Raw genomic sequence first — 26,266 nt, 5'->3', positions numbered from 1 at the left:
GCGGGAGACGACCCGAGTGATCGCGTTCGGTGTCAGCATTGTGCTCCCAGTACGGGTAGCGTCCCAACGATGTCCGAGCGACGTACTCTGACCACCGGGCGAGTGGTATTTCTGGTGGTTGCTGCCGCAGCACCGATGGCGGCCATGATCGGTAATGTGCCACTGGCCTTGATTCGCGGAAACGGGGCGGGATTGCCTGCCGCGTACGCGATCAGTTCCGTTGTGCTGCTCTGCTTCTCGGTCGGGTTCGCGGCGATCGCGCAGCAGGTCTACAGTACCGGGGCGTTCTACACCTACATCGGTCTCGCGTTGGGTAAACCGCCCGGAATTGCTGCCGCGTATGTCGCAGTTGTCGCATATACGTCACTTGCGTGCGGGCTTTCGGGAGCATTCGGCTATTTCACCCATCTGGTCTTCGCCGATTCGGGCATCGATATTCCGTGGTACGTCTTCACCGGCGTTGCCGTGGTGATCGTGGCAATTCTCGGGTTCCGAAATGCCGACCTCTCCGCCAAGGTCTTGGGGACACTGATGGTGCTGGAGTTCGCTTTTCTGGTGGTGTTCGACGGCTTGGTCGTCGTGCAGAAGGGTGCTGCCGCAGTGCCACTGGAGTCGTTCACACCCACTCAGGTGTTCTCCGGTTCGCTCGGTATTGCCATGATGTTCGCCTTCTCGAGCTTCATCGGGTTCGAGTCCGCAGCGTTGTACGGGGAGGAGACCAAGGACCCGCGGCGAAGTATCCCGCGTGCGACGTTCATTGCGGTGTCGATCATCGCGGTCTTCTACGTCTCGACGAGCTGGATCGTCGTCGGTGCGGCAGGCGGCGTCGACGCTCCGGCGCTGGCCCAGACCGAACTGGGCAACCTACTGTTCACGCTGGCGCGTGAGTACGGCGGAACAGTGCTGTACGACGGAACCGCAGTGCTGCTGTGCACCAGCGTGCTCGCGTCGTATCTGGCGGTGCACAACGCCGCCAGTCGTTATCTGTTCGCGCTGGGGCGTGAGCGGGTACTTCCGGTGTGGCTCGGCCGAATTCACCCGCGGCACGCGAGCCCGCATATCGGGAGCATCACCGCATCGGTGGTAGCAGCGGTATCGCTGACGGGCTTCGCGGTGGCCGGTGCCGACCCCTACCTGAGTTATGCGGCCGGTGCCATCGGCCTCGGCACTCTGGGTGTCATTGCGCTGCAGGCCGCCGCGGCACTGTCGGTGGTCGTGTTCTTCATCGGCCATCCCGATCGATCCGTGTGGCGCACCGCGATTGCCCCGGGCATCGGATTTCTCGGGTTCACGACCGGATTGATTCTCGCCGGAACGCATTACAGCGTGCTCACCGGATCCGATTCTGCCGTCGTCAACGCGGTACCGGTCGTGCTCATCTTCGCAGCGATCCTCGGAGTCCTGGTGGCTCTACGCCTGAGGCGAACCGACCCGACAACTTACGCCGGCATAGCTGCGGCATATGCGCGGAGCTGAACCTGTCACCGGCGCGATTCGAGTAGTCGGAGCCAGATTTCGCTGACCGTCGGATACGACGGCACCGCATGCCACAGATCGTCGAGCGATACCTTCCCGACCACGGCAACGGTGGCCGCGTGTACCAACTCGGCCACACCCGGACCGACGAAGGTCGCCCCGACGAGAGTGTCGGTGGCCCTGTCGATCACCAACTGCGCACGACCCGAATAGTCGTCCTGCTGTAGGGAGGAACCCGCGACGGCGATGTCCTGGGCCGCGATCTCGACGTCGATACCGGCTTCGCGCGCCTTGGCCTCGGTGAGCCCGACCGAGGCGACCTCGAGGGGCGTGAACACGACCTGGGGAATCTGTCCGTGGTCGGCGGTGGCGCGAAACTTTCTGTGATCGAGCGGCTTTCCCTCGGCCCGGGCGGCGATGACGTCACCGGCCACCCGTCCCTGATACTTGCCCATGTGCGTCAACGGTGCCCGGCCGTTGAGATCGCCGACGGCATAGAGCCAGTCGTGGTCCCCCACAGTGAGGTGGTCGTCGACGTCGACGTATCTGCCGTCGGGAAGACCGACGGTGGACAGTCCCAGATCCGAGCTCGCCGGGGAGCGGCCCGCCGCGACCAGCACCTCGTCCACGACGAGGTCCTCGCCGCCGACCGTGAGAGTGACCGGACCACCGTGGATTCGGCCGACGCCGGTGTCGGCGGGATCTTGTCGCGACACAGCCGTCAGGGACGCGTCGAGCATGATCGTTGCGCCGCGTTGTTTCAGTGCATCGGCGACGAGCTGCCCGGCGAACGGCTCGGAGCCGGCCAGCAGGGACGAGCCGCGCACGATCATCGTGACTTTCGCCCCCAGGGACAGCAGCCACGTCGCTGCCTCGCTCGCCACGACACCGCCGCCGATGATGGCCACGTGGCCGGGGGTCTCGTGAATGTTCGTGGCGTCGCGGGAGATCCACGGTCGGGCGTCGCGAAGGCCAGGCGTGTTCGGTACCGACGCGGTGGTGCCGGTGGCCAGAACCACTGCGTGCCGGGCCGTGAGCGTTCTGCCGTCGACCTCGACGGTCTTGACCCCGCTGAGCCGTCCGTGGCCCCGGATCACCGAGATGCCCGCGGACTCGGCCCACGACACCTGCGACGAGTCGTCGAGGCCGTGAGTGAAGGATTCGCGTCGGGCCAATACGGCGTCGGCGTCGAGGGGCTGATCGCCGACCAGTTCTTTCACACCCGGCATGTTTCGGGCGGTATCGAGCACCTCGCTCGGCCGCAGGAGCGCCTTGCTGGGCATGCATGCCCAGTACGAGCATTCGCCGCCGACGAGTTCGTGTTCGACGATGGCGGCGGTGCGGCTGCTGCCTTGTATCGCGTACTGCGCGGCATTCTCACCGACGGGTCCTCCGCCGATGACGATCACATCGAATTCCGAGCTCTCTGGGGCCATTGCTCCACAGTGACATAGGCTCCCCGCTTATGGCGACCACTCGGAGCAAGATTCTGATCACCGGCGCGAGTTCAGGACTCGGTGAGGAGATGGCGCGCCGCTTCGCGGCCATGGGCCGGGATCTCGCTCTCTGTGCGCGACGGGTCGAGCGGCTCGACGAGCTTCGTTCCGAACTGATGACGCAGCATCCCGGGATCACCGTGGCGGTACGCGCCCTCGACGTCACCGATCACGATGCCGTGGTGACGGTGTTCGGCGAACTGCGCGACGAGTTGGGCGGCCTGGATCGAGTTGTCGTCAATGCCGGACTCGGCAAGGGTGCGAAGATCGGATCCGGTCGCTCGGACGCCAATCTGCAGACCGCGCGCACCAATTTCGTCGGTGCGCTGTCGCAGGCCGAGGCTGCGTTGGCGATATTCCGGGCCCAGAAGCACGGGCACCTGGTGTTCGTCTCGTCCATCAGCGCCGATCGGGGTCTGCCCGGTGCCAAGGCGACCTACTCGGCCAGCAAAGCGGCGGTGGCCTCTCTGGGCGAATCGTTGGCCACCGAATTGGCTCGCACCGACATCGTCGTCACGACGCTTCTGCCGGGTTTCATCGCCACCGACATGTCGGCCGGCGCAGGCGACAGTGCTGCTCTCACAGCCACTCTGGACGAAGGCGTCACCGCGATGGTCCGGGCCATCGAGAGCGAAACGCGCCGCGCCGCGCTGCCCGGCCTGAAATGGCGAGGCATCGACGCGGCGCTGCGGTTCCTGCCGAACGTGCTGACGGATCGAATGGTCTGAGCGCAGGAGTGGAGCTTGGGGAATGACCGGAACTACTGCAGGTATCCCTCGACCTGGTTGACGCTGTTGGCCGTCGCGGAGTCGGGGTCCTTGCCTGCGTCGATGCGTGCGCGGCGCTGCCGGAGCAGGTCCCAGCACTGATCGAGAGCGTGTTCGAGTGACGCGAGCTGCGCCTTCTCGGTGTCGGGGTCGATCTCCCCGGCCTGGGTGTCGGTGCGCAGCTTGTGCTCGGTGGCGATCAGCTGCTGAATCTTGGTGTGGATATCGTGCTCGTTCATGGCTGCAACGGTAGACCTACCAGGGTGTACCGGCCAGGTTTCGCCGCGCCAGAGCGCGGTGCACCGCTGCGGTGAGCTCTGCCGCCGATCCGACCAGCGCGTCGTCGGTGCACACCAGGGAGAGTGTGTAGCGCCCGTCCATCCGGGACAGGTAGGTCGACAGCCTGATCGTCGACAGCGGGATCGGTCCCGTCGGTGCGGGGTGGATCGCGCGGGTGGCCAGACCGCAGGATCGATGCGGCCCGAGGGTCGTCAGCGCATGCGGAATGTCGCCGATGTTGGAGCACAACACTTCTCCGCGCCCCGGCGTCGAGGTCAACTTCGCCGCAAGGCGGTGGGGGAGCAGTTGGACAACCTCGGGTGGGTACCCCGCGGGCGCTCCGACGGGCGCGGCGAAGGCAGCTTTGCACGCCGCGCGCACTGCCGCCGGTGAGTCGTCTCCGCGAACGTCGACGGTGGCCATCCCGATCGAGTTCGCGTCGCCGGATCCGGTGCGGAAGGGGATGTCGACGGTCACCGTGGGTGAGCCGAGTTCTGCCATGGTCGCGGCGACGACGCACACGAACAACGAATTGGGTGAGCCACCACCGAGCTCGGCAGCCGAATCCCACTGCGCTGCATCGACGTCCACGACCACCGAGAAGGCCCGTCGAACACGTTGGGGGCGTGTGCGATTCGAGTCGGATGCCGTGAACGCGCGCAGCTCGGCCCGAGCCTTCGCGCTCACCCACAGTCGAGCGGTCGCGACGATCGACCGCACGAGCACGGTGACGATCATGCGCAGAGCGTCCGCTGCGTCGGAACCGGGGGAGGCGATCGGTTCGGTTTCTACCGAGCCCGAAAACGACTGTGCGGCAGCGTCGATGAGCCCACGGGCATCGGCGAGCGCATGCGAGCACACCAGCGATACGACGGTACCGCCGCCGGTCAGCGGAGCTGCCGTCAACCGCCAGCCCGGTCCGTATTGCGGATCCAACTGCACATCGGCCTGGTGGTCGGCCCACTCGATGGCGTCGTCGACCGGCTCGGAGGCGACCGTCAGCGGCAGCGAGGTGGAACAGACGTCCCATCGGAGCCTGGCACCGGGGATGCGAGGCACGCCGACCTGTCGACCCAGCTGCCCACGTTCGAGCGCAGCGTGTACCCGATCGAGTTCGTCCTGGGTCACCGACTCGGCAGTACGCCAAATACCCTGCAGTGCAATCGGTGTGCCGTACCCGCGGTGTGTGCGGAGAAAGATTTCGTCGATCACCGACAGGCGGGTCGAGGTCACGGACTGGGGGTACCGTGTCGCCCCGCGCCCGAGGCGAACCGACTCGCTCCGGTGAGCGCGTCGGCGGTGATCGAGATGGCACCGTGCCGAAACTCGTTCTTCAGCGCGGCTTCCTCGTCGAGGCCGTCCTGCTCGAGGACGGACAGTCGATCCTCGCGCATGCAGGTCTGGGGCAGCAATGCCAGTTCGGCGGCCAATGCCTCGGCCTCGGATCGGGCACGGCCGACCGGAACCACCCGGGTAACCAATCCGATGTCCAACGCCTCCTGGGCGGCCACGGCACGACCGGTGAGAATCATGTCCATCGCTCGTCCGGTACCGATGATGCGCGGCAATCGCACTGTGCCGCCGTCGATCAGAGGCACGCCCCAGCGCCGACAGAACACGCCGAACGTGGCGTCGTCCTCCGCGATGCGTAGGTCGCACCACAGGGCGAGTTCGAGCCCGCCCGCGACGGCGTATCCCGACACCGCGGCGATGACCGGCTTGGACAACCGCATTCGCGTCGGGCCCATCGGACCGTCGCCGTGTTCGGTCGCGTGGTTCGACCTGGGTGTGCCGAGCGCCTTCAGATCGGCACCCGAGCAGAAGGTTCCTCCTTCGCCCCACAACACGGCAACCGACGCGGATTCGTCGGCATCGAATTCCTCGAAGGCCTGGGTGAGTTCCTGAGCAGTGGGCCCGTCGACGGCGTTGCGTGCCTCCGGGCGTGAGAGGACCACGGTGGTGACGGGGCCTGATCGTTCGATCCGTACCGGCATGGTTACGAACCTACTCGAGTCCCCTTGCGTGAAGCACTGAATCAGTGCTTCAATCCTTCAATGCCCTACCGGCGAACACCCGCAGTGCAGGCCCGGCTCGATGCCGGCCGAACGAAACTGCTTGCTGCCGCCGTCGAGGTCCTGTCCACCAAGGGATACGCGGGCCTGTCGGTGGCCTCGGTCGCCGCGGCCGCAGGCGTGTCCGCGGGCAGCGTCTACACGCACTTCGACGGCAAGTCCGACCTGGTCGTCGAGATCTTCCGGCAGGTCTGCACCCGAGAAGTGGCTGCGGTGGTCGCCGTCGCCGCACACGGCAGCACATCCGAGCGAGTCGCCGCGGTGGTGCAGACCTTCGCCGGGCGGGCCCTGAAGAACCGCACGATGGCCTACGCGCTGCTCGCCGAACCGGTCGATCCAGCAGTGGACGCCGAGCGGTTGGTGTTCCGGCGCAAATTCACTGCTGCGTTCGCCGACGCGATTGTGGCAGGAATCGCGGCCGGGGAAATTCCCGATCAGGACGCGGCGATCTCGGCCGCCGGGCTCGTGGGTGCCGTCGGCGAAGTGCTGGTCGGTCCGTTGTCCTCGCACGAGTCCGTGGACGTGGTCCCCGGTCTCGTCGCTTATTCGTTGCGTGCGTTAGGAGTTCGAGATGAACACACATGAGGTCTTCAATCAGGCGACCGACCTGACGCCCTACGACGTGTCCGACGACGCCTCGCTGCTGGACGGTCTCGACCGAGCCGGCGGCGGCTGGGCGCGCGACGAGGTGCGTCAATTGGGCGCTCTCGCAGGCGGAGTCGAGGCCCAGGAGTGGGGCAGGCTCGCGAACGAGAACCCACCGGTGCTCAGAACACACGATCGGTACGGCCATCGCGTCGACGAGGTCGAATTCCACCCGCACTGGCATGATCTGATGACCGTCGCGGTGCAGCACGGACTGCACGCCAGCCCGTGGACGGACGACCGAGTGGGTGCGCACGTGGCCCGCGCCGCGAAATTCTATGTATGGGGACAGGCCGAAGCAGGCCACATGTGCCCGATCTCGATGACCTACGCCGTCGTACCGGCGTTGCGGCACAACCCCTCTCTCGCCGCGCAGTTCGAGCCTCTGCTCGCGTCCCGGGAGTACGACTTCGGGCTGCGCGAACCGTCGAGCAAACGCGGACTGATCGCCGGTATGTCGATGACGGAGAAGCAAGGCGGATCGGACGTTCGCGCCAACACCACCACGGCCACCCCGTCGTCGGACGGCACCTATTCGATCGTCGGCCACAAATGGTTCACCTCTGCGCCGATGTCGGACATGTTCCTCACCTTGGCCCAGGCACCGGGCGGGCTGTCGTGCTTCATGTTGCCGCGGGTGCTGCCCGACGGCACCCGTAACCGAATGATGTTGCAGCGCTTGAAGGACAAGCTCGGCAACAAGTCCAACGCCTCGGGAGAACTGGAGTACGACGGTGCGACCGGCTGGCTCGTCGGCGAGGAGGGCCGCGGGGTGCGCACCATCATCGAGATGGTGAACATGACCCGGCTGGACTGCGTCATCGGCTCTGCTGCCGGTATTCGCAACGCCACCGTCCGCGCGGTGCATCACGCACGTCACCGAGCTGCCTTCGGTGCGCAACTGATCGATCAGCCTCTGATGCGAAACGTGTTGGCAGACTTGACCCTCGAATCCGAGGCCGCCACCGCCGCCATGATTCGCCTGGCGCAGGCCACCGACGGTTCCGCCCGCGGCGACGAGCAGGAGAGCGCGCTACGCCGAATTGCGTTGGCCATCACCAAGTACTGGGTGTGCAAACGCGCACCGGCCCACGCGGCCGAAGCACTCGAATGCCTGGGCGGCAACGGTTATGTCGAAGAATCGGGCATGCCTCGGTTGTTCCGCGAATCGCCATTGATGTCGATCTGGGAAGGGTCGGGCAACGTCGCCGCACTCGATTCCCTCCGCGCACTGGCCCGTCAACCCGACAGTGTCGAGGCCTTCTTCGGTGAGATCGGCAAGGCGTCGGGTGTGGACTCTCGACTGGACGACGCCATCGCCCGCGTCGGGAAAGAACTCTCCGACACCTCCAACATGGAATACCGCGCCCGCCGCGTCGTCGAACTGATGGCACTGACCTTCCAAGGTGCGCAGCTGGTGATGCACGGGAATTCCGCTGTTGCCGATGCTTTCTGCGCCAGTCGACTCGACCGAGACTGGGGCATTGCCTTCGGCACCCTGCCCGTCGGAGTCGATACCTCAGCTGTGTTGACTCGGGTGTGATGCGGCGGATCTACGCCCCTCGTGGGAATTCGCACCGCCTGTAGGGTGCGCATATTCCTACGAGCGCCGTAGCTGTGGGGAGGGGTAGCTCGGCGTACCGTCCACTCGGCGGGCCGAGGAGCAACGCGCGCCGATAGGCAGCATCAAGCCGGTCGACGATGACGTGCGGAGTCGACAAGTCCCGCCAGTCGAATCTGAAGACGGTCCTGCCTTGCTCGGCGAGCCGGTTGTGGCGATTCTTCTCCGCGATGATTGCTTGCCGTGGCTGCGGACCGTACTTGTCTTCCCCGTCGAACTCGGCGATCACCTCGGCCAGGTCGGGAAACAGGAAGTCGGTACGGGCGATGCGTCGACCGCCTTCGTCGAAGATCGTCTGATTGGACAGCGGAGTCGACACTGTCTGCAGGATCAGTCGCGATCGACTTTCGCCGACACTGTCGCTGCGCGCACTCATCGCGCTGACAGCACGTCTGGCGCGTCCGGCACCACTTCGGTGTTGCGCTGCGTCGCAATACTTCTCGAGTTCCTCGATCGTGGTGAGGCCGTGGCGCAATGCCCGATCACCGAGACACACCGCAACCTCGAGTGGATGAGTCCTGGCGACGTCGACGACTGTGCGCGCTGGGCCTGTGACACGCATACCGTCGAGATGAAGCCACTCGTCGTCCAGTAGATCGGTGCCGTGGAGGAACCGGCGTCGACTGCGCTTGCCCGAGTGGCCGCGACGGTTGGTCATCGTCACCGTGTCGAGCGGCAACTTCCACACGTCGAGTCCGAGAACCACTGCTGCGGATACGTGGCTGAGTACGACGTCGTCGCCGGAATCGGTATAGGTCGCCTGCGCCAAGAGTGCATGCTGCTGCGCAGAGTTCAGTGTTGCGAACACATCCCCTCGAACGAACCAGCCTCTACGGATTGCAACGATGGACTTGTGTGCGCGTGCCCGGCGAAGGTCGTCATCGGTGAAGCCCGACGTGAGCGCGTCGGCACGGGTGAAGAGCCCACGTTGGTCGAAGTTCATGCTCGATTGGACGCACGACCGACCTGTTTGGATCCGCCGAGCGGCAATCTACGGCCCGTCCAGGAATCCGCACCGCCTGCAGGGTGCGTAGATTCCTACCAGGGCCGTAGATCCACCGACCGACCTCAGGCCGACCGACCTACTTCGCGCGACCCCGCTGATCGCGGTACCAGCGCACCAGGGCGTCGGTCGAGGAATCCGATTGCACGGCAGGGGCTTCGGCGTCGGTGAGTACCGGGGTCAGTTCGAGTGCCTGGGTCTTGCCGAGTTCGACGCCCCACTGGTCGTAGGAGTCGACGCCCCAGATGACGCCTTCGACGAAGACCTGGTGTTCGTACAGGGCGATCAATTGTCCGACGACGGACGGGGTGAGTTTGGGGGCGAGGATCGAGGTGGACGGTCGGTTGCCCGGCATCACCTTGTGCGGCACCACATCTTCCGGTGTGTCCTCGGCGGCGATCTCCTCGGCCGTCTTGCCGAAAGCGAGCACCTTGGTCTGGGCGAAGAAGTTGCTCATCAGCAGGTCGTGCATCGAGCCGCTGCCGTCGCGGGTGGGCAGATCGTCGGTGGGCTCGGCGAAGCCGATGAAGTCGGCGGGCACCAAACGTGTTCCCTGGTGCAGCAATTGGTAGAAGGCATGCTGTCCGTTGGTGCCCGGTTCGCCCCAGAAGATTTCGCCGGTGGAGGTGGTGACGGGTGAGCCGTCGGCCTTGACGGACTTGCCGTTGGACTCCATGGTCAGCTGCTGCAGGTAGGCCGCGAAACGGGAGAGGTCGTTCGAATACGGCAGCACTGCACGGGTTTCCGCGCCGAAGAAGTTGCTGTACCACAGGCCGATGAGGCCGAGCAGAACCGGTGCGTTCTCGGCGAGAGGCGTCAACCGGAAGTGCTCGTCGATCCGATGGAAACCGTCGAGGAATTCGGCGAACGCCTCTTTGCCGACGACGGCCATGACCGACAGTCCGATTGCCGAGTCCACGGAATAGCGTCCGCCCACCCAGTCCCAGAAGCCGAACATGTTGTCGGTGTCGATGCCGAAGTCCGCGACGCGTTCGGCGTTGGTGGACACGGCGACAAAGTGCTTGGCGACGGCGTCCTCACCGAGTGCGTCGACGAGCCATCGACGGGCCGCGGTGGCGTTGGTCAGCGTCTCGAGGGTGGAGAACGTCTTGGAGGCGATGATGAACAGCGTCGACGCCGGGTCGAGTCCGTCGAGTGCGCCGACCAGATCCGCGGGGTCGACGTTCGAGACGAACTTCGCCGAGATCCCCGCGTCGGCGTAGTGACGGAGTGCGTTGTAGACCATGACCGGGCCCAGATCGGATCCACCGATACCGATGTTGACGACGGTGGAGATCTTCTCGCCGGTGGCACCGACCCATTCGCCCGAACGCACGCGATCGGTGAATTCGCCCATGGCCGTGAGGACTTCGTGTACATCGGCGACGACGTCCTGGCCGTCGACGGTCAACGACGCGTCGGCGGGAAGGCGCAGCGCGGTGTGCAGAACAGCGCGATCCTCGGAGGTGTTGATGTGTTCGCCTGCGAACATGGCGTCGCGCTTGCCTTCGACGTCTGCGGTGCGGGCCAGTTCGATCAGCAGGGCGAGAGTCTCGCTGGTGACGCGGTGCTTGCTGTAGTCGATGTGAAGATCCGCGGCGGCGAGGGTGAAGGTGCGCCCTCGGTCGGCGTCATCGGCGAACAGAGTTCGGAGATGAGTATCGGCAATCTCGGAGTGGTGATCGGTCAGTTTCTGCCAGGCATCCGTGCCGGTGATATCGACGCTCATACGATCCAACAGTAATGCGGGCCGGTGCCGCGCGCGCGTCGTTTGTCGTTTGCGACGGGCACTGCGGAGGCATCATGGACGGTATGGACCAACGTGCATTGATCGAATCGATTCCGGCAAAACTGTGGATCGGCGGCAAGGCCGTCGACGCCGAGGGCGGTAAGACGTTCCCGGTGAACGATCCCGCTACAGGTAAGCCGTTGACCGACGTGGCCGACGCATCCCCGGCCGACGCGATGAAGGCCCTCGACGCGGCTGCTGCGGCGCAGAAGAGCTGGGCGGCAACACCTGCCCGCGAACGCAGTGAAATTCTTCGAGCGGCGTTCGAGAAGGTCACCGAACGTGCCGACGACATCGCGCTGCTGATGACCCTGGAGATGGGCAAGGCCCTTGCAGAGTCGAAGGCCGAGGTGAAATACGGTGCGGAGTTCTTCCGGTGGTTCGCCGAGGAAGCGGTGCGCATCGGTGGTCGCTACACCCCGGCCCCGGCGGGCAACGGCCGCATTCTCGTGACCAAGGCTCCGGTCGGCCCGGTACTGGCGATCACCCCGTGGAATTTCCCGTTGGCGATGGGCACCAGGAAGATCGGCCCTGCCCTGGCCGCCGGCTGCACAATCGTGGTCAAGCCGGCACGAGAGACCCCGCTGACGATGCTGCTGCTCGCGCAGATCTTCGACGAGGTGGGTCTACCGGAGGGCGTGCTCTCGGTGCTGACGACCTCGAAGTCCGGCGACGTCACCGGGCCGCTGCTCGAAGACCCGAGGCTCCGCAAACTCACCTTCACCGGATCCACCGGCGTCGGCAAATCGCTAGTCGAGAAGTCCGCGACGAGGTTGCTGCGGACGTCGATGGAACTCGGTGGCAATGCCCCGTTCGTCGTGTTCGACGACGCGAACATCGACGACGCGGTGGACGGCGCGATGCTGGCGAAGATGCGCAACGGCGGCGAGGCCTGCACGGCGGCGAACCGTCTGCACGTGCACAACAGCGTGCGTGAGGAATTCACCACCAAGTTGGTGGCGAAGATGTCCGAGATGAAGCTCGGACCCGGCGTCGACCCCGACACCAAGCTCGGACCGCTGATCAACGCAGACCAGCTCGAGACCGTGCAGGAGCTCGTCGACGATGCAGTGGAGAAGGGTGCGACGGTAGCGCTCGGCGGTAGCGCACCGGGTGGCGACGGCTATTTCTACCCGGCGACCGTACTCACCGACATGCCGACGTCGGCCCGCATTCTGAAGGAAGAAGTGTTCGGCCCGGTGGCCCCGATCGTCGGATTCGACACCGAACAGGAAGGAATCGACGCAGCCAACGCCACCGAGTACGGATTAGCGTCGTACATCTACACCGAGAGCCTGGACCGTGCGCTACGGGTGGCCGACGCGATCGACAGCGGCATGGTGGGTGTCAACCGCGGAGTGATCTCGGACGCGGCAGCACCGTTCGGCGGAGTCAAAGAATCCGGATTCGGCCGTGAGGGCGGATCCGAGGGAATCGAGGAATACCTCGAGACCAAGTACATCGCTCTGAAGTAGAGCATCGGTTGGGCGTGCATCCTGCGCGCCCAACCGGGGTTCGGTCAGTGGCCGAGGCGACCGCGGCCGAGGCGCAGCAGGAGCATGGCCAGCGTGTGGCCTTCCTGACCGAGGCTGCTGAAGCGCTCGAGAACTTTCATCTCACGGCTGTGCACGAGGCGCGGGCCGCCGGACGCCATGCGGGTGCGTCCGATGATCTGCGAGACCTCGGAGCGACGCCGCACTGCCGCGAGGATCTCGGCGTCGAGACGGTCGATCTCCTGACGCAGGTCGTTGATCTCGGCTTCGCTGGAAGGCAATGCAGTCTCTGAATCGATCTTCGTCGTCATAGCCATCGTCTCTCCTCGGGTCACATCTTGGATCGTTGCGTCGTCCGGCACCGTTACGCCTTTCGTATTCGGAACTGCAGCGGCTGTCGGCTGGGTTTCGTCTCGAAGGACCGAGATCGACGAGATTCCCGCCGGGAAAGCTGGGGCGTTACGACTGTCGACAGGCTCCCGCTCGTCCGGCTGCGCAGTGGCCGATCCGACGCAAGCGATGACGCACGACTTTTTCGATCACCGATCCAGTGTGCCACGGGGTAACCGTCCTGAAAAGTCGGAGATGACGCCGACGACCACGGGATGTGGGTTTGTCGGTACGCGCCGGTAGCCTGGCCAGACGATGAACACATTCCTCCAGGGCCTCGAGTCCCGTAAGAACACCTCGTCCGACGCACTGCTGGAGGGGCTCAATCCTCAGCAGCGTGAGGCCGTCGTGCACACGGGATCGCCGCTGCTCATCGTGGCCGGTGCAGGCTCGGGCAAGACAGCGGTGCTGACGCGTCGCATCGCGTATCTGCTCGCGGAGCGGGGGGTGTCGCCGGGGCAGGTCCTGGCGATCACGTTCACCAACAAGGCCGCCGCGGAGATGCGCGAGCGAGTGGCAGGTCTGGTGGGGCCGCGGGCGAACGCCATGTGGGTGTCGACGTTCCACTCCAGCTGCGTGCGCATCCTGCGCGCCCAGGCGGCATTGTTGCCGGGATTGAACTCCAACTTCTCGATCTACGACGCGGACGACTCACGCCGGCTGCTGACGATGATCTCCAAAGACCTGCAGATCGACACCAAGAAGTTCTCGGCTCGTCTGCTCTCGACGGCGATCTCCAACCTCAAGAACGAGCTGATCGGCCCGGACAAGGCCGCCGAGGACGCCGACGGCGACCCTGCCGAGCTGCCCCGACTCGTCGCGAAGGTCTACCGCATCTATCAGCAGCGTCTGCGCGCAGCCAACGCCATGGACTTCGACGACCTCATCGGCGAAACGGTGGGCATTCTGCAGGCCTTCCCGCAGGTGGCGCAGTACTACCGACGCCGGTTCCGGCACGTACTGGTCGACGAGTACCAGGACACCAACCACGCCCAGTACATGCTGGTTCGCGAACTCGTCGGCACGCCCGATGCAGACGGCGCGCTCGAGGGCACCGTCGCGCCGGGTGAACTCTGCGTGGTGGGTGACGCCGATCAGTCGATCTACGCATTCCGCGGCGCGACCATTCGCAACATCGAGGAGTTCGAGCGCGACTACCCCGACGCTCGCACCATTCTGCTCGAGCAGAACTACCGATCGACGCAGAACATTCTGTCGGCGGCCAATGCCGTCATCTCGCGCAACATCGGACGGCGCGAGAAGAAGTTGTGGACCGACACCGGTGAAGGCGAACTGATCGTCGGGTACGTCGCCGACAACGAGCACGACGAGGCGTCGTTCGTCGCGTCGGAAATCGATCGTCTCGTCGACAGCGGGGATGTGCGTTTCGACGAGGTGGCGGTGTTCTACCGGACCAACAACTCTTCGCGCGCGCTCGAAGAGATCTTCATTCGTCTCGGCCTGCCGTACAAGGTCGTCGGCGGCGTCCGGTTCTACGAGCGCAAGGAAGTCCGGGACCTCGTTGCGTACCTGCGCGTGCTGTCCAACGAAGACGACACCGTCAGCATGCGGCGCATCCTCAATACCCCCCGACGCGGCATCGGAGACCGCGCCGAGGCGTGTGTGGCCGTGCACGCCGAGCAACGCGACATCAGCTTCTCACGAGCGCTGCACGACGCGGCCGCGGGCAAGGTGGCGTTGCTCAACTCGCGGCAGCAGAAGTTGATCGCTCAGTTCATGGAGCTGCTCGACGAGTTGCGTGCCGTACTGACGGCCACCGACGGAGACGGCAACGACATCGCCGATATCGGCGACGTGGTCGAAGCAGTTCTGGACCGCACCGGCTATCGCGCCGAGCTCGAGGCCAGTAGCGACCCGCAGGACGGTGCTCGCCTGGACAACCTCAACGAATTGGTCAGCGTCGCACGGGAGTTCACGTCCGAGGCGCGTAACCAGGCCGCAGTGGCCGAAGAGGCGCTTGAGACAGGTGACGACCGAAACGACGACGACGGCGGGGTCGACGGTCTGGCCGAGCCGGGTTCGTTGGCCGCGTTCCTCGAACGGGTTTCTCTGGTTGCCGATACCGATCAGATCCCCGACTCGGGCACCGGCGTCGTGACGTTGATGACGCTGCACACCGCCAAAGGGCTGGAATTTCCGGTTGTCTTCGTCACCGGGTGGGAGGACGGCCAGTTCCCGCACATGCGTGCGCTCGGTGATCCGAACGAGCTGTCCGAGGAACGACGGCTGGCGTACGTGGGCATCACTCGCGCGCGGCAACGGCTCTATCTCACGCGCGCGATCATGAGGTCGGCGTGGGGTCAGCCCATCGCCAACCCGGAATCACGCTTCCTGCAAGAGGTTCCGCAACATCTGATCGACTGGCGTCGCGAAGACCCGGGCACCGGCGGCGGCCGCGCAATCGGCGGCGGTAGATCCGGCAGCTACGGATCGAACAGTTACGGCTCGGGCGGCGGTTACGGCTCGGGCAACTACGGCTCCGGTAGCTACGGCGGGTCGTCGAGTCGTGGCCAGAGTTCGTCTCCGAGCTTCGGTGCCGCGAAGGGCCGAAACTCCAATCTGGTTCTGGCTGTGGGTGATCGAGTCAGCCACGACAAGTATGGACTGGGTACGGTGCTCGAATCCACCGGTGCCGGAGTCAAGGCGATGGTCCTGATCGATTTCGGCTCGGCAGGTCGCGTCAAGATGATGCTCATCGGCGGCGTCCCGATGACCAAGCTGTAGAAGTCCCGACAACGCGAAAGCCGGGCCCTGCGAAAGCGGGGTCCGGCTTTGTTGTGAAGCGGTGGAGAAGGACTCAGTCCATTTCGGGTCCGAGGGAGATTCCTCGGGACGCGAGCCAGGGGAGCGGATCGATCTTGACCTCACCCGGGAGATGAACCTCGAAGTGCAGGTGCGGGCCGGTGGAGAAGCCACGGTTGCCCATGGTTGCGATCTGGTCGCCAGCCATGACGTCCTGGCCCACGGTGACTGTCGAGGTGTCGATGTGGCCGTAGACCGTGATCGTGCCGTCGGCGTGCTGCAGGCGAACCCACATTCCGAAGCCCGACGCGGGACCGGAATCGATCACCTTGCCGTCGGCGACGGCGTAGATGGGGGTTCCGATGGCATTGGCGACGTCGACGCCGGCATGCAGGACGCCCCATCGAGTGCCGAAGTTGGAGGTGTACGTGCCCTGAGCCGGGAGGGAGAACAGCGGGCGACGGGCCGCGGCCTCGCGGGCGGCACGCTCTTCGCTGAAACGCTGGCCCTTGGCGAGCAGGTCGTTGAACTGGCTGAGGTCGACCGGTGCGGCGACGCTGAGGATCTGCGGTGCCTGCGAGGGAGTTGCGCTCGAAACGTCGGCTACCGGCTCGTCGGCCTGCGGTGCGGTGGTGGCCGCGAGTGCTGCGGCGGCCGGTGCTTCACCCGCGGCGAGTGCGTACTCGGAGGTGGCGACTGCGGTGGGCGCATCGTCGTTGATGACGGCTTGCCCTGCGGCAACAACGGCACCGGCGGCCACGGCCAAGACGGCGGCGCGACCCTTCAGTGCAGTCGGAGGAACGGGGATGCGGTGCGCTCCGCCGCGACGAGCCACGGGTGCAGCGTCTGCAGTGGTTGCGTAGGTCGTGAAGACGGTCGGTGTCTCGTCGGCTGCTACTGCACCGGCGAAATCGGCTTCGACGTACTCGTACGTGGGGTAGGAATAGGCCTCGTATGCACTCGGCTCGGTGGTGGGCTCGTAGCTGTACACCGTGGTCGCGTCGTCCGCCGTCGGGCGAGAGAATCGGCTGGAAGTAAAGGACGCGCGGTGCTGCTGCAAGACCTACAACCTCCGATATCTGTGACCTGGCCGTTACTGAAAGACTCGGCAGACGGTAACGAAATGGTTGCGGCGCGCGCAAGTTAACAGCCGAAACCAGGGCAATATGTGAGATGGCTCACAGGGTGACCAGGGTTTATGTGGTGACACGCCACATCCGTAATCGGACACGAATGCGGCACGCACCGTGACCGACGGCTGGGGACGCGACCGAGCCGATACCGTCCTACGGGTGCCGACCCCCACCTTCGACGAATCGTCCGCCCACGGCTCCGACCGAGCCGAACCGCAACGTATCGCGCCGCAGGACGCCCGCGGCGGCGTGGAGGATCATTCGCCCACGTCGCGCATCGTCGTCGCCGTCGTGCTCGCTGTCGTCGCCGCACTGTGTGCCGCTGCAGCTCCGTTGATCGGCGTCGTCCAGGCCGTCGACGGTTCGCCGGTGGGCGACGGGGTCTCGTCGGCCGCTGTGCTGGCCGTTGCGCTCCCGGTCGTGGTGGCGGTTGCCGCCGCCGTCAGTGCTGCGATGCGACGCGTCGAATTCGGTGCCGCTCTGCTCTCAGGCTTCGGCGCGGTGACGCTCGGAATCGCGATCCTCGATCTCGCTGTGCTGTCCGATCCGATCGATGCGAACCGGCTCGAGCTGTTCCGTCCCCTGAGCGCCGCGATGCTCGACGCCACCCTCGGCTCTCATGTTCTGCTCGCCGGTCACGCTGCGTCGGTTCTGGCGGGTGCGGCGGGGTGGTCCGCAGTGCATCGCGCAGCGCTCGGTGACGGGTACGGACATTCGGTCTACTCGGAGCACGTGGGACGAGCGACCGCGGGCCGGGTGGGTCCGCTGTTGTCGATCCTGCTCGGAGTGTTCGGTGTCGTGGCCGCCGCAGCGGCATTCGCCTCGCTGTACCGGTCGGCCGATCCGGTGGTGATCGTCTCGGCGGTGGTGGAGTCGCCGGTGTTCGTGGCGGTGGGGTCCGCGCTGGTCGGAATCGGCGCACTCGTGGTCACGGCCTCGGCGTTGGCGTCGCTCTCGCCGGTGGTCGCGTCCGGTGCCGCCGTCGGCGCGGGTCTCGGGGTCCTCTCGTTCGCGGGTGTCGGTCTGCTCGCTGGAGTGGCTACCGGTGCTCGGATCGAGGCCGGCCTCGGGGCATACCTCGGCACCGTTGCCGGGCTCGGATTGACCGTCGGAGGCGCTGTACTCGCACCTATTGCCTCCGGCCGTGATCGCCACGCTCTGGCGGCGGCGCGATCCGTCGCCGAGGGTGGTCGGGGTCCGCGCGGGGTCTCGGGGCCCGGCACCACGAGGTGGCATGCGGCAGCAGGCAGTGCGGGCGTAGTTGCCGGCGTACTGCTGGTGGTGGGGTCGCTGCTGCCGATTCTCGAGACCGACGCCGCGGGAACTGCGCCCACGATCCTGGCGACCCGCGTGGTGCTCATAGCGGGCTTCGTCTCGATTCTGGCCTCGGTGCCGCTGCTGTTCTCCGAGTTCGCTGCGGCGGCTCGTCCGTTCTTGTCCGTCTTCTGGCTCGCCGCGGTGTCGGCCGCGGCGGCCGTGTTGCAGTCGGTGGTGCTGGCCGAGGACCTCGCGGGCGTCGATACCGGGACGGGTGCTCTGCTGATCATCGCGGGCGTCGTGTTCGCGGCCGTCGCCGGACTGCTGGCCCTGTTCGCCGGATCGGCCGAGCGTGACGACGTCGACACGTCCGAGGATGCGGCCACCTACTTCCCGGTGCTGGGAACTGCGCTCGTCGGGGCCCTTCTACTGGCAGTCGGATTGGCCCTGCCCCTGTATCGAGGCAGCGATCTGACCGCGGCGACCATCACCGAGTTTCCGTGGGGTTGGGACACCTGGGGGCAGCTGCTGCTCGCTGTCGGCGTCGTCGTCGCCGCCCTCGTTGCCGCCCGGGCCCGCCCCGCGCGTGGCAGCGTTCTGCTCGCCGGTGCGGCCGTCGCGGGTGTCGTTCATCTCGCGTCGTGGCCACTGACGTCCGCTCGCGCAGCCGACCCGGAGATGGGACCCGGTGTGGTGCCATCGGTCGCCGGAATCGTCGTTCTCGGTGTCGCGGCGGCACTTTCGGTTCGTCGCACCGATCGGTGACGCCGGTTTCACTGCGGCCGCAGCGGTGAGATAGACCACATAGCATCCATGCGCCCGATGCGCCGTCGGGGCACCTGGATAAAGTCCATGCTCAGACCCGCTCACACCCCTGGAGCGGGCGTCAACGTAGACGAGACGGTGAGCTGATGGATCTCTTCGAATACCAGGCGAAGGAATTGTTCGCCAAGCATGGCGTACCCACCTCCGCCGGTCGTGTCACCGACACGGTCGCCGGAGCAACACAGATTGCCGAAGAAATCGGCAAGCCAGTAATGGTCAAGGCGCAGGTCAAGGTCGGCGGCCGCGGCAAGGCCGGCGGCGTCAAGTACTCCAAGGACGTCGCAGCAGCAACCGAGAACGCAGAAGCGATTCTCGGACTCGACATCAAGGGCCATGTCGTCAAGAAGCTTCTCGTCGCAGAAGCCTCCGACATCGCCGAGGAGTACTACATCTCCTTCCTGCTCGATCGCACCAACCGCACCTACCTCGCGATGTGTTCGGTCGAAGGTGGAGTCGAGATCGAGGTGACGGCGGAGGAGAACCCCGACGCACTCGCACGTATCCCCGTCGACGCAGTCAAGGGCGTCGACCTCGCGTTCGCTCGTGAGATCGCCGAGAAGGGCAAGCTGCCCGCCGAGGTGCTCGACGCCGCTGCGGTGACCATCCAGAAGCTGTGGGAGGTCTTCATCAACGAAGACGCTCTCCTGGTCGAGGTCAACCCGCTGGTTCGCACCCCCGACGATCGGATCCTCGCCCTCGACGGCAAGGTCACGCTCGACGCCAATGCAGACTTCCGCCAGCCCGGCCACGCCGAGTTCGAGGACAAGGACGCAGCCGATCCCCTCGAGGCCAAGGCCAAGGAGAACGACCTCAACTACGTCAAGCTCGACGGACAGGTCGGCATCATCGGAAACGGTGCCGGACTGGTCATGTCGACCCTCGACGTGGTCGCATACGCAGGCGAGGCACACGGCGGCGTCAAGCCGGCCAACTTCCTCGACATCGGCGGCGGCGCTTCGGCCGAGGTCATGGCCGCAGGCCTCGACGTCATCCTCGGTGACGAGCAGGTCAAGAGCGTGTTCGTCAACGTCTTCGGTGGCATCACCGCGTGTGACGCAGTGGCCAACGGCATCGTCGGCGCGCTGAAGAAGCTGGGCGACGACGCCAACAAGCCGCTGGTCGTCCGTCTCGACGGCAACAAGGTCGAAGAGGGCCGCAAGATTCTCGCCGACGCCGCGCACCCGCTGGTGACGCTCGCCGGAACCATGGACGAGGGCGCCGACAAGGCCGCCGAGCTGGCAGCGAAGTAGAGGAAACAATGTCTATCTTTCTGAACAAGGACAACAAGGTCATCGTCCAGGGCATCACCGGCGGCGAAGGCACCAAGCACACCGCCCTGATGCTCAAGGCCGGCACCCAGGTCGTCGGTGGCGTCAACGCACGCAAGGCCGGAACCACGGTCAAGCACGTCGACGCACAGGGCAACGACATCGAATTGCCGGTGTTCGCTTCGGTTTCCGAGGCCATGGAGAAGACCGGAGCCGACGTGTCCATCGCGTTCGTGCCGCCGGCATTCTCCAAGGACGCCATCGTCGAAGCGATCGACGCGGAGATCCCGCTGCTCGTCGTCATCACCGAGGGCATCCCCGTGCAGGACTCCGCATACGCGTGGGCCTACAACGTGGAGAAGGGCAAGAAGACCCGCATCATCGGCCCGAACTGCCCCGGAATCATCACTCCCGGTGAGGCATTGGTCGGCATCACGCCCGCCAACATCTCGGGAACCGGCCCCATCGGCCTGGTCTCCAAGAGTGGCACGCTGACCTACCAGATGATGTTCGAGCTCCGCGACTTCGGATTCTCGACGGCCATCGGCATCGGCGGCGACCCCGTCATCGGAACCACCCACATCGACGCCATCGAGGCGTTCGAGGCGGACCCCGATACCAAGATCATCGTCATGATCGGCGAGATCGGTGGCGACGCCGAAGAGCGTGCAGCCGACTACATCAAGGCCAACGTGACCAAGCCGGTCGTCGGCTACGTCGCAGGCTTCACCGCTCCCGAGGGCAAGACCATGGGCCACGCCGGCGCCATCGTCTCCGGCTCGCTGGGAACGGCACAGGCGAAGAAGGACGCACTCGAGGCCGCAGGCGTCAAGGTCGGCAAGACGCCGTCCGAGACCGCTGCCCTCGCGCGCGAAATCCTGGAATCGCTGTCCGTCAAGTAGGACTCGCTTCTGAAAGAGCCCGCCACCGATTCGGTGGCGGGCTTTTTCGTGCCCCAATCCCTTGTGCGCGTTTTGCGTACCTGAAGGTACGCAAAACGCGCACGACGTATGGGCAGCGCTATTCGGTCTCGAACTTGTCCACTCGCCACAGGACGAACACTGTTATCGCTCCGAACAGCGCCGCCGCGAGTGCGTAGCAGAGCGATTCGAAAGTTCCTGCAGCCCATGCCAGGACGATCGCGGACATCAGAAACAACGCGACTTTGAAGTACTCGAACCTCTTGCGTGTCATGTCTTGCCCTCCCGTTCGACGATGTCGCTGCCCATTCTTCCTGAAAAGTGTTGTGTTGCATAGTAATTGAAATTCACAATGAAGGTAAAGGGGAGTCAATAGCTAAAGTAACGACATCATGTCACAATTTCTGTGACACCGTTCGGGGAGGGCTGATGTCGGAATTTCTGCACCGTCTGTATCGACAGGGGTGGCACGCGGACCCGGCTGTACGACCGGTCGGCCGGTTGATGATCGCGGCCATGGTGGTCTCGTGTCTGTATGCACTCGCCTCGGTGGCGCTGGCGAAGTCGCTGGCGGATTTCCAGATGCATCGACAGGGCATGGACGACGACTCCCTTCCGGCCTCGGCGAAAGCGATCGTCTACGGGGCCTACTCGCTGCGGGTGATCACTGCGGTCAGCCTGATCTTCGGCTACTCGTATCTTGTCCAGCGACTCTCCAGGCGCAGTCCATCCGAACATCGGCTCTTGTTGAGCTGGAGCATCTTCGGAGTTGCTGCCTACTCCTACCTGATCTTCACCCCGAATCTTCCGTGGACCCACGTGGTGCAAGCGATTCAAGTGGTCATCCTGCTGGCGGTCGCAGTGCTGCTGTTCACGCCTCGTGTGCGGGCCTACTTCGCGGGCGCGTCGGTGGACTAGATTGGCCCCGTGCACAACATCTTCACCACCGCCTTCGTGACGGTCCATCGGCTCTACATCAACAAGGTGGAGCGAAAGGGCCGCACCGAAGCGGAGGTCGACGAGATCGTCCGGTGGTTCACCGGGTTCGATCAAGCGACACTGAAAAAACACCTCGAGGCGGAGACGACATTCGAGGACTTCTTCGCGGCGGCGAACCTGAACCCGAACGCGACACTGATCACCGGAGTGGTCTGCGGCATCCGCGTCGAGAACGTCGAAGATCCCTTGATGAAGAAAATCCGATTGCTGGACAAGCTGATCGACGAGCTGGCCAAGGGCAAGAAGATGGAGAAAATTCTGCGTGGGTGAGCCCGTTAGAATCACGCTGAATCGAACTGTGGTCATTGCTTCGACGCGGGACTTCACTGTGCGTCATGACAACTACCGAAAATCGTGCACTTACCAAGGACTGGCCCGACGCTCCTACCACTGCCGCCGGATGGGTGTCCCGCGCAGGTGAGGTAGCGCAGCTTCTCGCTGTCGACGCCGTGGCCCGCGACAAGGGCCGCGAGCTTCCGTCCGCCGAGGTTCAGTTGCTCAAGGACGCCGGGCTCGTCACGCTGCTCGGTCCCGTCGAGCACGGTGGCGGCGGCCAGGATTGGCCCACGGCCTACCAGGTGATTCGCACCGTCTCGAAGGCCGACGGCTCGATCGGTCAGCTGCTGGGCTACCACCTTCTCTGGTTCTGGGCCGCGCGTCTGGTCGGTACCCCCGAGCAGATCGAGGCCGTCGAGGCCGACGCCACGAAGAACAAGTGGTTCTTCGGCGGGGCCGTCAATCCGCGGGACAACGACGTGTCGGTGACCGACGAGGGCGAGACCATCGTGTTCGACGGTTCCAAGACGTTCTCCACCGGCAGCCGTGTCTCGGACGTGACCGTGCTCGAAGGTGCGCTCGAGGGCAGCACCGATCACGTGTTCGCTATCGTGCCGTCGAACATCGAGGGTCTGTCCTTCCACGACGACTGGGACAACATCGGCCAGCGTCAGACCGAAAGTGGCAGCGTCACGATCGACAAGGTTCGCGTCGACTGGGCAAGTGCAGCGGGGTTCGTGGACAAAGTGTTTCAGCCACGTGTCTACAACACCCTCAACGTGCCGACCATTCAGTTGGTGTTCGTCAACTTCTACCTCGGGATCGCGAGGGGTGCTCTCGAGGAAGCCGCGTCGTACACCAAGGACAAGACTCGCGCGTGGCTGCACAGCACGGTGGACAAGGCCGTCGACGAGCCGTACATCATCGACATCTACGGCGATCTGACCGCCAAACTGTGGGCCGTCGAAGCGCTGGCCGACGCAGTGGCGTTGGAAGGCCAGAAGATTCACGACAACGCGTGGAACGTCACCGCCGAGGAGCGCGGTGACCACGAGGTCCGGGTGGCCGCAGTCAAGGCTCGCGCCACCGAAGTCTCGCTCGAGATCACCTCGACCGTGTTCGAGGCCCTCGGGGCCCGCGCCACGGCCAGCAAGTACGGGTTCGATCGCTTCTGGCGCAACGTCCGTACCCACACCCTGCACGATCCGGTTGCCTACAAGCGACGCGAAGTCGGCCGCTGGGTGCTCACCGGTGAGCTGCCCGAGCCCACCTGGTACTCGTAGAACACGTCCATAGGAGCAGAACCGTGAGCACCGAAAAGATCGCCGACGCAATCAAGTTCGCGTACTGGGTTCCCAATGTCTCGGGTGGCCTGGTCACCAGCACCATCGAGCAACGGACCAGTTGGGACTACGAGTACAACAAGAAGCTGGCGCAGACCGCCGAGAACAACGGCTTCGAGTACGCGCTCAGTCAGGTCCGTTACGAGGCGAGCTACGGGGCCGAGTTCCAGCACGAGTCGACGAGTTTCTCGCTCGCGTTGCTGTTGGCCACCGAACGTCTGAAAGTCATTGCCGCCGTGCATCCCGGGCTCTGGCAGCCTGCCGTGTTGGCCAAGCTGGGAGCGACGGCAGACCACCTCTCGAACGGCCGTTTTGCGGTCAACGTCGTCAGTGGTTGGTTCAAGGACGAATTCACCCACCTCGGTGAGCCGTGGCTCGAGCACGACGAAAGATACCGTCGCAGCGCCGAATTCCTGCAGGTACTGCGCAAGATCTGGACCGAGGACGACGTGGATTTCCGGGGCGATTTCTATCGGATCCACGATTTCACGCTGAAGCCGAAACCGCTCAACACCCCGGAACGGCCCAATCCTGAACTCTTCCAAGGTGGTAACTCGTCCGCTGCGCAGGAGAATGCCGGCCGGTACTCGGATTGGTACTTCAGCAACGGCAAGGATTTCGACGGCGTCACCGAGCAGCTCGACAACCTGCGTCGGGTCGCGCGCGATCACCGACGTGAGGTCAAGTTCGGGCTCAACGGATTCATCATCGCGCGAGACAGCGAGAAGGAAGCGCGAGATACGTTGCGAGAGATCATCGACAAGGCCAACAAGCCTGCCGTCGAGGGTTTCAGAGGTGCGGTGCAGCAGGCGGGCAATTCGACGGCCGACAAGAAGGGGATGTGGGCCGACTCGACGTTCGAGGACCTCGTTCAGTACAACGACGGGTTCAAGACGCAGTTGATCGGCACCCCGGAGCAGGTTGCCGAACGCATCGTCGCCTACCGACGCCTCGGCGTCGACCTCGTTCTCGGTGGCTTCCTGCACTTTCAGGAGGAAATCGAATACTTCGGAGCGAAGGTGCTGCCGCTGGTGCGGGAGCTCGAAGCGGCCGAATCGAACGACCACGAGTTGGTCGCGTCCCACTGACCTGGAGTTCCTCGAGCGGTCGGGTCCGTGCAGTAGCGTGAGATCTCGGACCCGACCGACCTGGGTACGGCACTATCAGGATGAGGAGACGCGATGACCTACTCGCCCGGCAGCCCTGACAACGGGGGCTCCAACTCTGGTGGCTACGGCGGAGGCGGACCGTCCTACGGCCCCCCGTCCACGCCGAATCAGTCCACGCCGAATCAGCCGTCATCCGGTGCCTACACACAGCCCGGTCAGAACCAGCCGTTCCACCAGCCGTCGGTATCCAACCCGTTCGGCCCGCCCGTGCCAGGAACCTCCGCACCGAGCGGGTCCGCGCCGGGCACATCCGGGCGCCCGACGAAGCCGTCCGGTGCCGGGCTGGCAAGTCTGCCGAGGATTCTGACCTTCGTGGTGCTGGGGCTCGGTGTCGTCAACTTCCTGCTCGGCCTGCTCGATTTCGTCACCGCCGAAGTGTCGTCGTCCGAGCAACTGCCCAGCGGCATCCAGACCTCGTTCAGCACCAACTTCTTCGAGTCCGGCGGAAGTGCGGCGTCGATCGCGTTTCTGCTCGCCGCCGGTCTGATCGCAGGTGCGTCGCTGCTGCAGAAGGACGCCCGGAACCAGGCCGTGATCGCGGCACTGGCCATCGCTGGATTCCTGGTGCTGGTCTTCCAATCGTTCAGCCTGCCCAGTGCCGAGGGCAACGAGTTCGCCAGCACCACCAGTTCGCTGGGGATCGGCGCGATCCTGGTGCTCGTGTTGGGCTTCGTGCAGGCGGCTGCCGCTGTGGTTGCGCTGCTGCTCGATGCAGGCATCGTCAAGGCCCCGGCACCCAAGCAGTCCGGCTACGGGAACCAGAGTCAGCAGTCCGGTTACGGCCAACAGAATCCGTACAACGCGCCGACGACGTCGTTCGGTGGACCGTCCGGACCGCAGAACTACAGCAACCCGCCGGCCTATGGTCAGGCCCCGTCGAACACAGCAGGCTCGTCGAATTTCGGGCAAGCGCCGAGTGGACAGACGTCCGGCCAGCATTCCTACGGTCCCAGCGCACAGTCGCCGTACGGCAATCAGCCTGCGCCGAACACCGGACCGCAGGGTGGCTATTCGCCGCCGCCCTACACCGGTCCGAGCGGTCCGCCCGCTGGGCAGGCGTACCCGCCGAACCAGTACCAGTACGGCAACCAGCCGTCCGGTTATGGTCAGCCGTCGAGCACACCCGACGAGTCCGAGTCGGGCTCACAGTCGACGCCGTACGGCGCACCGACTCAATCGTTCGGCGCGACTCCCGCGGAAGACGACAACAAGCGCGACTGATTTCGCACGTCACACTCGACTTCGCGGCGCGCCTGACCGGCGTGCCGCGTCGTTGATGCGA

Annotated in this window: 23 protein-coding genes; 14 read left to right on the top strand and 9 right to left on the bottom strand. The window is 65.0% G+C overall.

Going from position 1 to position 26,266, the window contains the following annotated elements:
• Nucleotides 1–69: 69 nt before the first annotated feature.
• A complete protein-coding gene (locus JLZ96_RS07325) occupies nt 70–1,476 on the top strand; it encodes an APC family permease (protein ID WP_201009756.1) in 1,407 nt (468 codons plus the stop codon).
• Nucleotides 1,477–1,481: 5 nt separating this feature from the next.
• On the opposite strand, the gene JLZ96_RS07320 is transcribed toward JLZ96_RS07325, so the two are convergent.
• Nucleotides 1,482–2,912: an NAD(P)/FAD-dependent oxidoreductase gene (locus JLZ96_RS07320; RefSeq protein WP_201009755.1), complete on the bottom strand. Its 1,431-nt coding sequence runs from the start codon at nt 2,910–2,912 to the stop codon at nt 1,482–1,484.
• A gap of 29 nt (nt 2,913–2,941) precedes the next feature.
• Here JLZ96_RS07320 and JLZ96_RS07315 point away from each other — a divergent pair, with 29 nt between their 5' ends.
• Nucleotides 2,942–3,700 (top strand): SDR family oxidoreductase, encoded by a 759-nt coding sequence (locus JLZ96_RS07315; RefSeq protein WP_048319414.1) that lies wholly within the window; start codon nt 2,942–2,944, stop codon nt 3,698–3,700.
• Nucleotides 3,701–3,732: 32 nt separating this feature from the next.
• Here the strand turns inward: JLZ96_RS07315 and JLZ96_RS07310 are convergent, their stop codons facing one another.
• From JLZ96_RS07310 to JLZ96_RS07300, 3 genes are read right to left on the bottom strand one after another with little or no spacing between them, the layout of a single operon-like run.
• The gene (locus JLZ96_RS07310; protein WP_027496002.1) at nt 3,733–3,978 is read right to left on the bottom strand and encodes a DUF2630 family protein; all 246 of its coding nucleotides are present in this window, start codon (nt 3,976–3,978) and stop codon (nt 3,733–3,735) included.
• A gap of 16 nt (nt 3,979–3,994) precedes the next feature.
• The gene (locus JLZ96_RS07305; RefSeq protein ID WP_201009754.1) at nt 3,995–5,251 is read right to left on the bottom strand and encodes a hypothetical protein; all 1,257 of its coding nucleotides are present in this window, start codon (nt 5,249–5,251) and stop codon (nt 3,995–3,997) included.
• The gene (locus JLZ96_RS07300; RefSeq protein WP_094714937.1) at nt 5,248–6,012 is read right to left on the bottom strand and encodes a crotonase/enoyl-CoA hydratase family protein; all 765 of its coding nucleotides are present in this window, start codon (nt 6,010–6,012) and stop codon (nt 5,248–5,250) included. Before JLZ96_RS07300 ends, JLZ96_RS07305 begins: the two co-directional genes overlap by 4 nt.
• 60 nt (nt 6,013–6,072) lie before the next feature.
• Here JLZ96_RS07300 and JLZ96_RS07295 point away from each other — a divergent pair, with 60 nt between their 5' ends.
• Entirely contained in the window at nt 6,073–6,675 is a 603-nt protein-coding gene (locus tag JLZ96_RS07295) for a TetR/AcrR family transcriptional regulator (RefSeq protein ID WP_027496005.1), read from the top strand.
• The gene (locus JLZ96_RS07290; RefSeq protein ID WP_201009753.1) at nt 6,662–8,278 is read left to right on the top strand and encodes an acyl-CoA dehydrogenase family protein; all 1,617 of its coding nucleotides are present in this window, start codon (nt 6,662–6,664) and stop codon (nt 8,276–8,278) included. Before JLZ96_RS07295 ends, JLZ96_RS07290 begins: the two co-directional genes overlap by 14 nt.
• 10 nt (nt 8,279–8,288) lie before the next feature.
• Here the strand turns inward: JLZ96_RS07290 and JLZ96_RS07285 are convergent, their stop codons facing one another.
• Both JLZ96_RS07285 and pgi read right to left on the bottom strand, forming a co-directional pair.
• Nucleotides 8,289–9,299, bottom strand: coding sequence for a hypothetical protein (locus tag JLZ96_RS07285; RefSeq protein ID WP_201009752.1), 1,011 nt, complete (start codon nt 9,297–9,299; stop codon nt 8,289–8,291).
• Between the two features lie 139 nt (nt 9,300–9,438).
• Nucleotides 9,439–11,088, bottom strand: a complete 1,650-nt coding sequence (gene pgi / locus JLZ96_RS07280) for a glucose-6-phosphate isomerase (protein ID WP_201009751.1) — start codon at nt 11,086–11,088, stop codon at nt 9,439–9,441.
• Between the two features lie 83 nt (nt 11,089–11,171).
• On the opposite strand from pgi, the gene JLZ96_RS07275 reads away from it, so the two are divergent.
• A complete protein-coding gene (locus tag JLZ96_RS07275) occupies nt 11,172–12,623 on the top strand; it encodes an NAD-dependent succinate-semialdehyde dehydrogenase (protein ID WP_027496009.1) in 1,452 nt (483 codons plus the stop codon).
• 44 nt (nt 12,624–12,667) lie between these two features.
• On the opposite strand, the gene JLZ96_RS07270 is transcribed toward JLZ96_RS07275, so the two are convergent.
• The gene (locus JLZ96_RS07270) at nt 12,668–12,958 is read right to left on the bottom strand and encodes a chorismate mutase (RefSeq protein WP_027496010.1); all 291 of its coding nucleotides are present in this window, start codon (nt 12,956–12,958) and stop codon (nt 12,668–12,670) included.
• A gap of 328 nt (nt 12,959–13,286) precedes the next feature.
• Between JLZ96_RS07270 and pcrA the strand changes: the two genes are divergently transcribed.
• A complete protein-coding gene (gene pcrA, locus JLZ96_RS07265; RefSeq protein ID WP_032388643.1) occupies nt 13,287–15,776 on the top strand; it encodes a DNA helicase PcrA in 2,490 nt (829 codons plus the stop codon).
• Nucleotides 15,777–15,849: 73 nt separating this feature from the next.
• Here the strand turns inward: pcrA and JLZ96_RS07260 are convergent, their stop codons facing one another.
• The gene (locus tag JLZ96_RS07260; protein ID WP_201009750.1) at nt 15,850–16,854 is read right to left on the bottom strand and encodes a M23 family metallopeptidase; all 1,005 of its coding nucleotides are present in this window, start codon (nt 16,852–16,854) and stop codon (nt 15,850–15,852) included.
• A gap of 232 nt (nt 16,855–17,086) precedes the next feature.
• On the opposite strand from JLZ96_RS07260, the gene JLZ96_RS07255 reads away from it, so the two are divergent.
• The 3 genes from JLZ96_RS07255 (at nt 17,087) to sucD (ending at nt 21,179) form a co-directional block, all read left to right on the top strand.
• On the top strand, nt 17,087–18,949 hold the full coding sequence (locus JLZ96_RS07255; protein WP_201009749.1) for a hypothetical protein: 1,863 nt from the start codon (nt 17,087–17,089) through the stop codon (nt 18,947–18,949).
• Nucleotides 18,950–19,095: 146 nt separating this feature from the next.
• Complete coding sequence (sucC, locus tag JLZ96_RS07250; RefSeq protein WP_201009748.1) at nt 19,096–20,259, top strand: ADP-forming succinate--CoA ligase subunit beta; 1,164 nt, start codon at nt 19,096–19,098, stop codon at nt 20,257–20,259.
• A gap of 8 nt (nt 20,260–20,267) precedes the next feature.
• Nucleotides 20,268–21,179: a succinate--CoA ligase subunit alpha gene (sucD, locus tag JLZ96_RS07245; RefSeq protein ID WP_027496015.1), complete on the top strand. Its 912-nt coding sequence runs from the start codon at nt 20,268–20,270 to the stop codon at nt 21,177–21,179.
• Nucleotides 21,180–21,297: 118 nt separating this feature from the next.
• Here the strand turns inward: sucD and JLZ96_RS07240 are convergent, their stop codons facing one another.
• Complete coding sequence (locus JLZ96_RS07240; RefSeq protein WP_201009747.1) at nt 21,298–21,471, bottom strand: hypothetical protein; 174 nt, start codon at nt 21,469–21,471, stop codon at nt 21,298–21,300.
• 155 nt (nt 21,472–21,626) lie between these two features.
• Here JLZ96_RS07240 and JLZ96_RS07235 point away from each other — a divergent pair, with 155 nt between their 5' ends.
• The 5 genes from JLZ96_RS07235 (at nt 21,627) to JLZ96_RS07215 (ending at nt 26,205) form a co-directional block, all read left to right on the top strand.
• The gene (locus tag JLZ96_RS07235) at nt 21,627–22,115 is read left to right on the top strand and encodes a hypothetical protein (RefSeq protein WP_201009746.1); all 489 of its coding nucleotides are present in this window, start codon (nt 21,627–21,629) and stop codon (nt 22,113–22,115) included.
• Nucleotides 22,116–22,124: 9 nt separating this feature from the next.
• Nucleotides 22,125–22,466, top strand: coding sequence for a DUF2200 domain-containing protein (locus tag JLZ96_RS07230; RefSeq protein WP_094716660.1), 342 nt, complete (start codon nt 22,125–22,127; stop codon nt 22,464–22,466).
• 65 nt (nt 22,467–22,531) lie between these two features.
• Nucleotides 22,532–23,755, top strand: coding sequence for an acyl-CoA dehydrogenase family protein (locus JLZ96_RS07225; RefSeq protein WP_201009745.1), 1,224 nt, complete (start codon nt 22,532–22,534; stop codon nt 23,753–23,755).
• Nucleotides 23,756–23,778: 23 nt separating this feature from the next.
• Nucleotides 23,779–24,903: a dimethylsulfone monooxygenase SfnG gene (gene sfnG, locus JLZ96_RS07220; RefSeq protein WP_201009744.1), complete on the top strand. Its 1,125-nt coding sequence runs from the start codon at nt 23,779–23,781 to the stop codon at nt 24,901–24,903.
• Between the two features lie 93 nt (nt 24,904–24,996).
• The gene (locus tag JLZ96_RS07215; protein WP_201009743.1) at nt 24,997–26,205 is read left to right on the top strand and encodes a DUF5336 domain-containing protein; all 1,209 of its coding nucleotides are present in this window, start codon (nt 24,997–24,999) and stop codon (nt 26,203–26,205) included.
• Nucleotides 26,206–26,266 lie beyond the last annotated feature (61 nt).

This window comes from Rhodococcus sp. NKCM2511 (genome assembly GCF_014905595.1).
Taxonomy (GTDB): domain Bacteria; phylum Actinomycetota; class Actinomycetes; order Mycobacteriales; family Mycobacteriaceae; genus Rhodococcoides; species Rhodococcoides fascians.
The sequence above is the reverse complement of the archived record's forward strand: the minus strand, read 5'-3'. Positions and strand labels throughout refer to the sequence as shown.

Coding starts and splice junctions, on each gene's coding strand:
- JLZ96_RS07325 (WP_201009756.1), top strand. CDS start 70: ATGTCCGAGCGACGTACTCTGACCACCGGGCGAGTGGTATTTCTGGTG.
- JLZ96_RS07320 (WP_201009755.1), bottom strand. CDS start 2,912: ATGGCCCCAGAGAGCTCGGAATTCGATGTGATCGTCATCGGCGGAGGA.
- JLZ96_RS07315 (WP_048319414.1), top strand. CDS start 2,942: ATGGCGACCACTCGGAGCAAGATTCTGATCACCGGCGCGAGTTCAGGA.
- JLZ96_RS07310 (WP_027496002.1), bottom strand. CDS start 3,978: ATGAACGAGCACGATATCCACACCAAGATTCAGCAGCTGATCGCCACC.
- JLZ96_RS07300 (WP_094714937.1), bottom strand. CDS start 6,012: ATGCCGGTACGGATCGAACGATCAGGCCCCGTCACCACCGTGGTCCTC.
- JLZ96_RS07295 (WP_027496005.1), top strand. CDS start 6,073: ATGCCCTACCGGCGAACACCCGCAGTGCAGGCCCGGCTCGATGCCGGC.
- JLZ96_RS07290 (WP_201009753.1), top strand. CDS start 6,662: ATGAACACACATGAGGTCTTCAATCAGGCGACCGACCTGACGCCCTAC.
- JLZ96_RS07285 (WP_201009752.1), bottom strand. CDS start 9,299: ATGAACTTCGACCAACGTGGGCTCTTCACCCGTGCCGACGCGCTCACG.
- pgi (WP_201009751.1), bottom strand. CDS start 11,088: ATGAGCGTCGATATCACCGGCACGGATGCCTGGCAGAAACTGACCGAT.
- JLZ96_RS07275 (WP_027496009.1), top strand. CDS start 11,172: ATGGACCAACGTGCATTGATCGAATCGATTCCGGCAAAACTGTGGATC.
- JLZ96_RS07270 (WP_027496010.1), bottom strand. CDS start 12,958: ATGGCTATGACGACGAAGATCGATTCAGAGACTGCATTGCCTTCCAGC.
- pcrA (WP_032388643.1), top strand. CDS start 13,287: ATGAACACATTCCTCCAGGGCCTCGAGTCCCGTAAGAACACCTCGTCC.
- sucC (WP_201009748.1), top strand. CDS start 19,096: ATGGATCTCTTCGAATACCAGGCGAAGGAATTGTTCGCCAAGCATGGC.
- sucD (WP_027496015.1), top strand. CDS start 20,268: ATGTCTATCTTTCTGAACAAGGACAACAAGGTCATCGTCCAGGGCATC.
- JLZ96_RS07240 (WP_201009747.1), bottom strand. CDS start 21,471: ATGACACGCAAGAGGTTCGAGTACTTCAAAGTCGCGTTGTTTCTGATG.
- JLZ96_RS07235 (WP_201009746.1), top strand. CDS start 21,627: ATGTCGGAATTTCTGCACCGTCTGTATCGACAGGGGTGGCACGCGGAC.
- JLZ96_RS07225 (WP_201009745.1), top strand. CDS start 22,532: ATGACAACTACCGAAAATCGTGCACTTACCAAGGACTGGCCCGACGCT.
- JLZ96_RS07215 (WP_201009743.1), top strand. CDS start 24,997: ATGACCTACTCGCCCGGCAGCCCTGACAACGGGGGCTCCAACTCTGGT.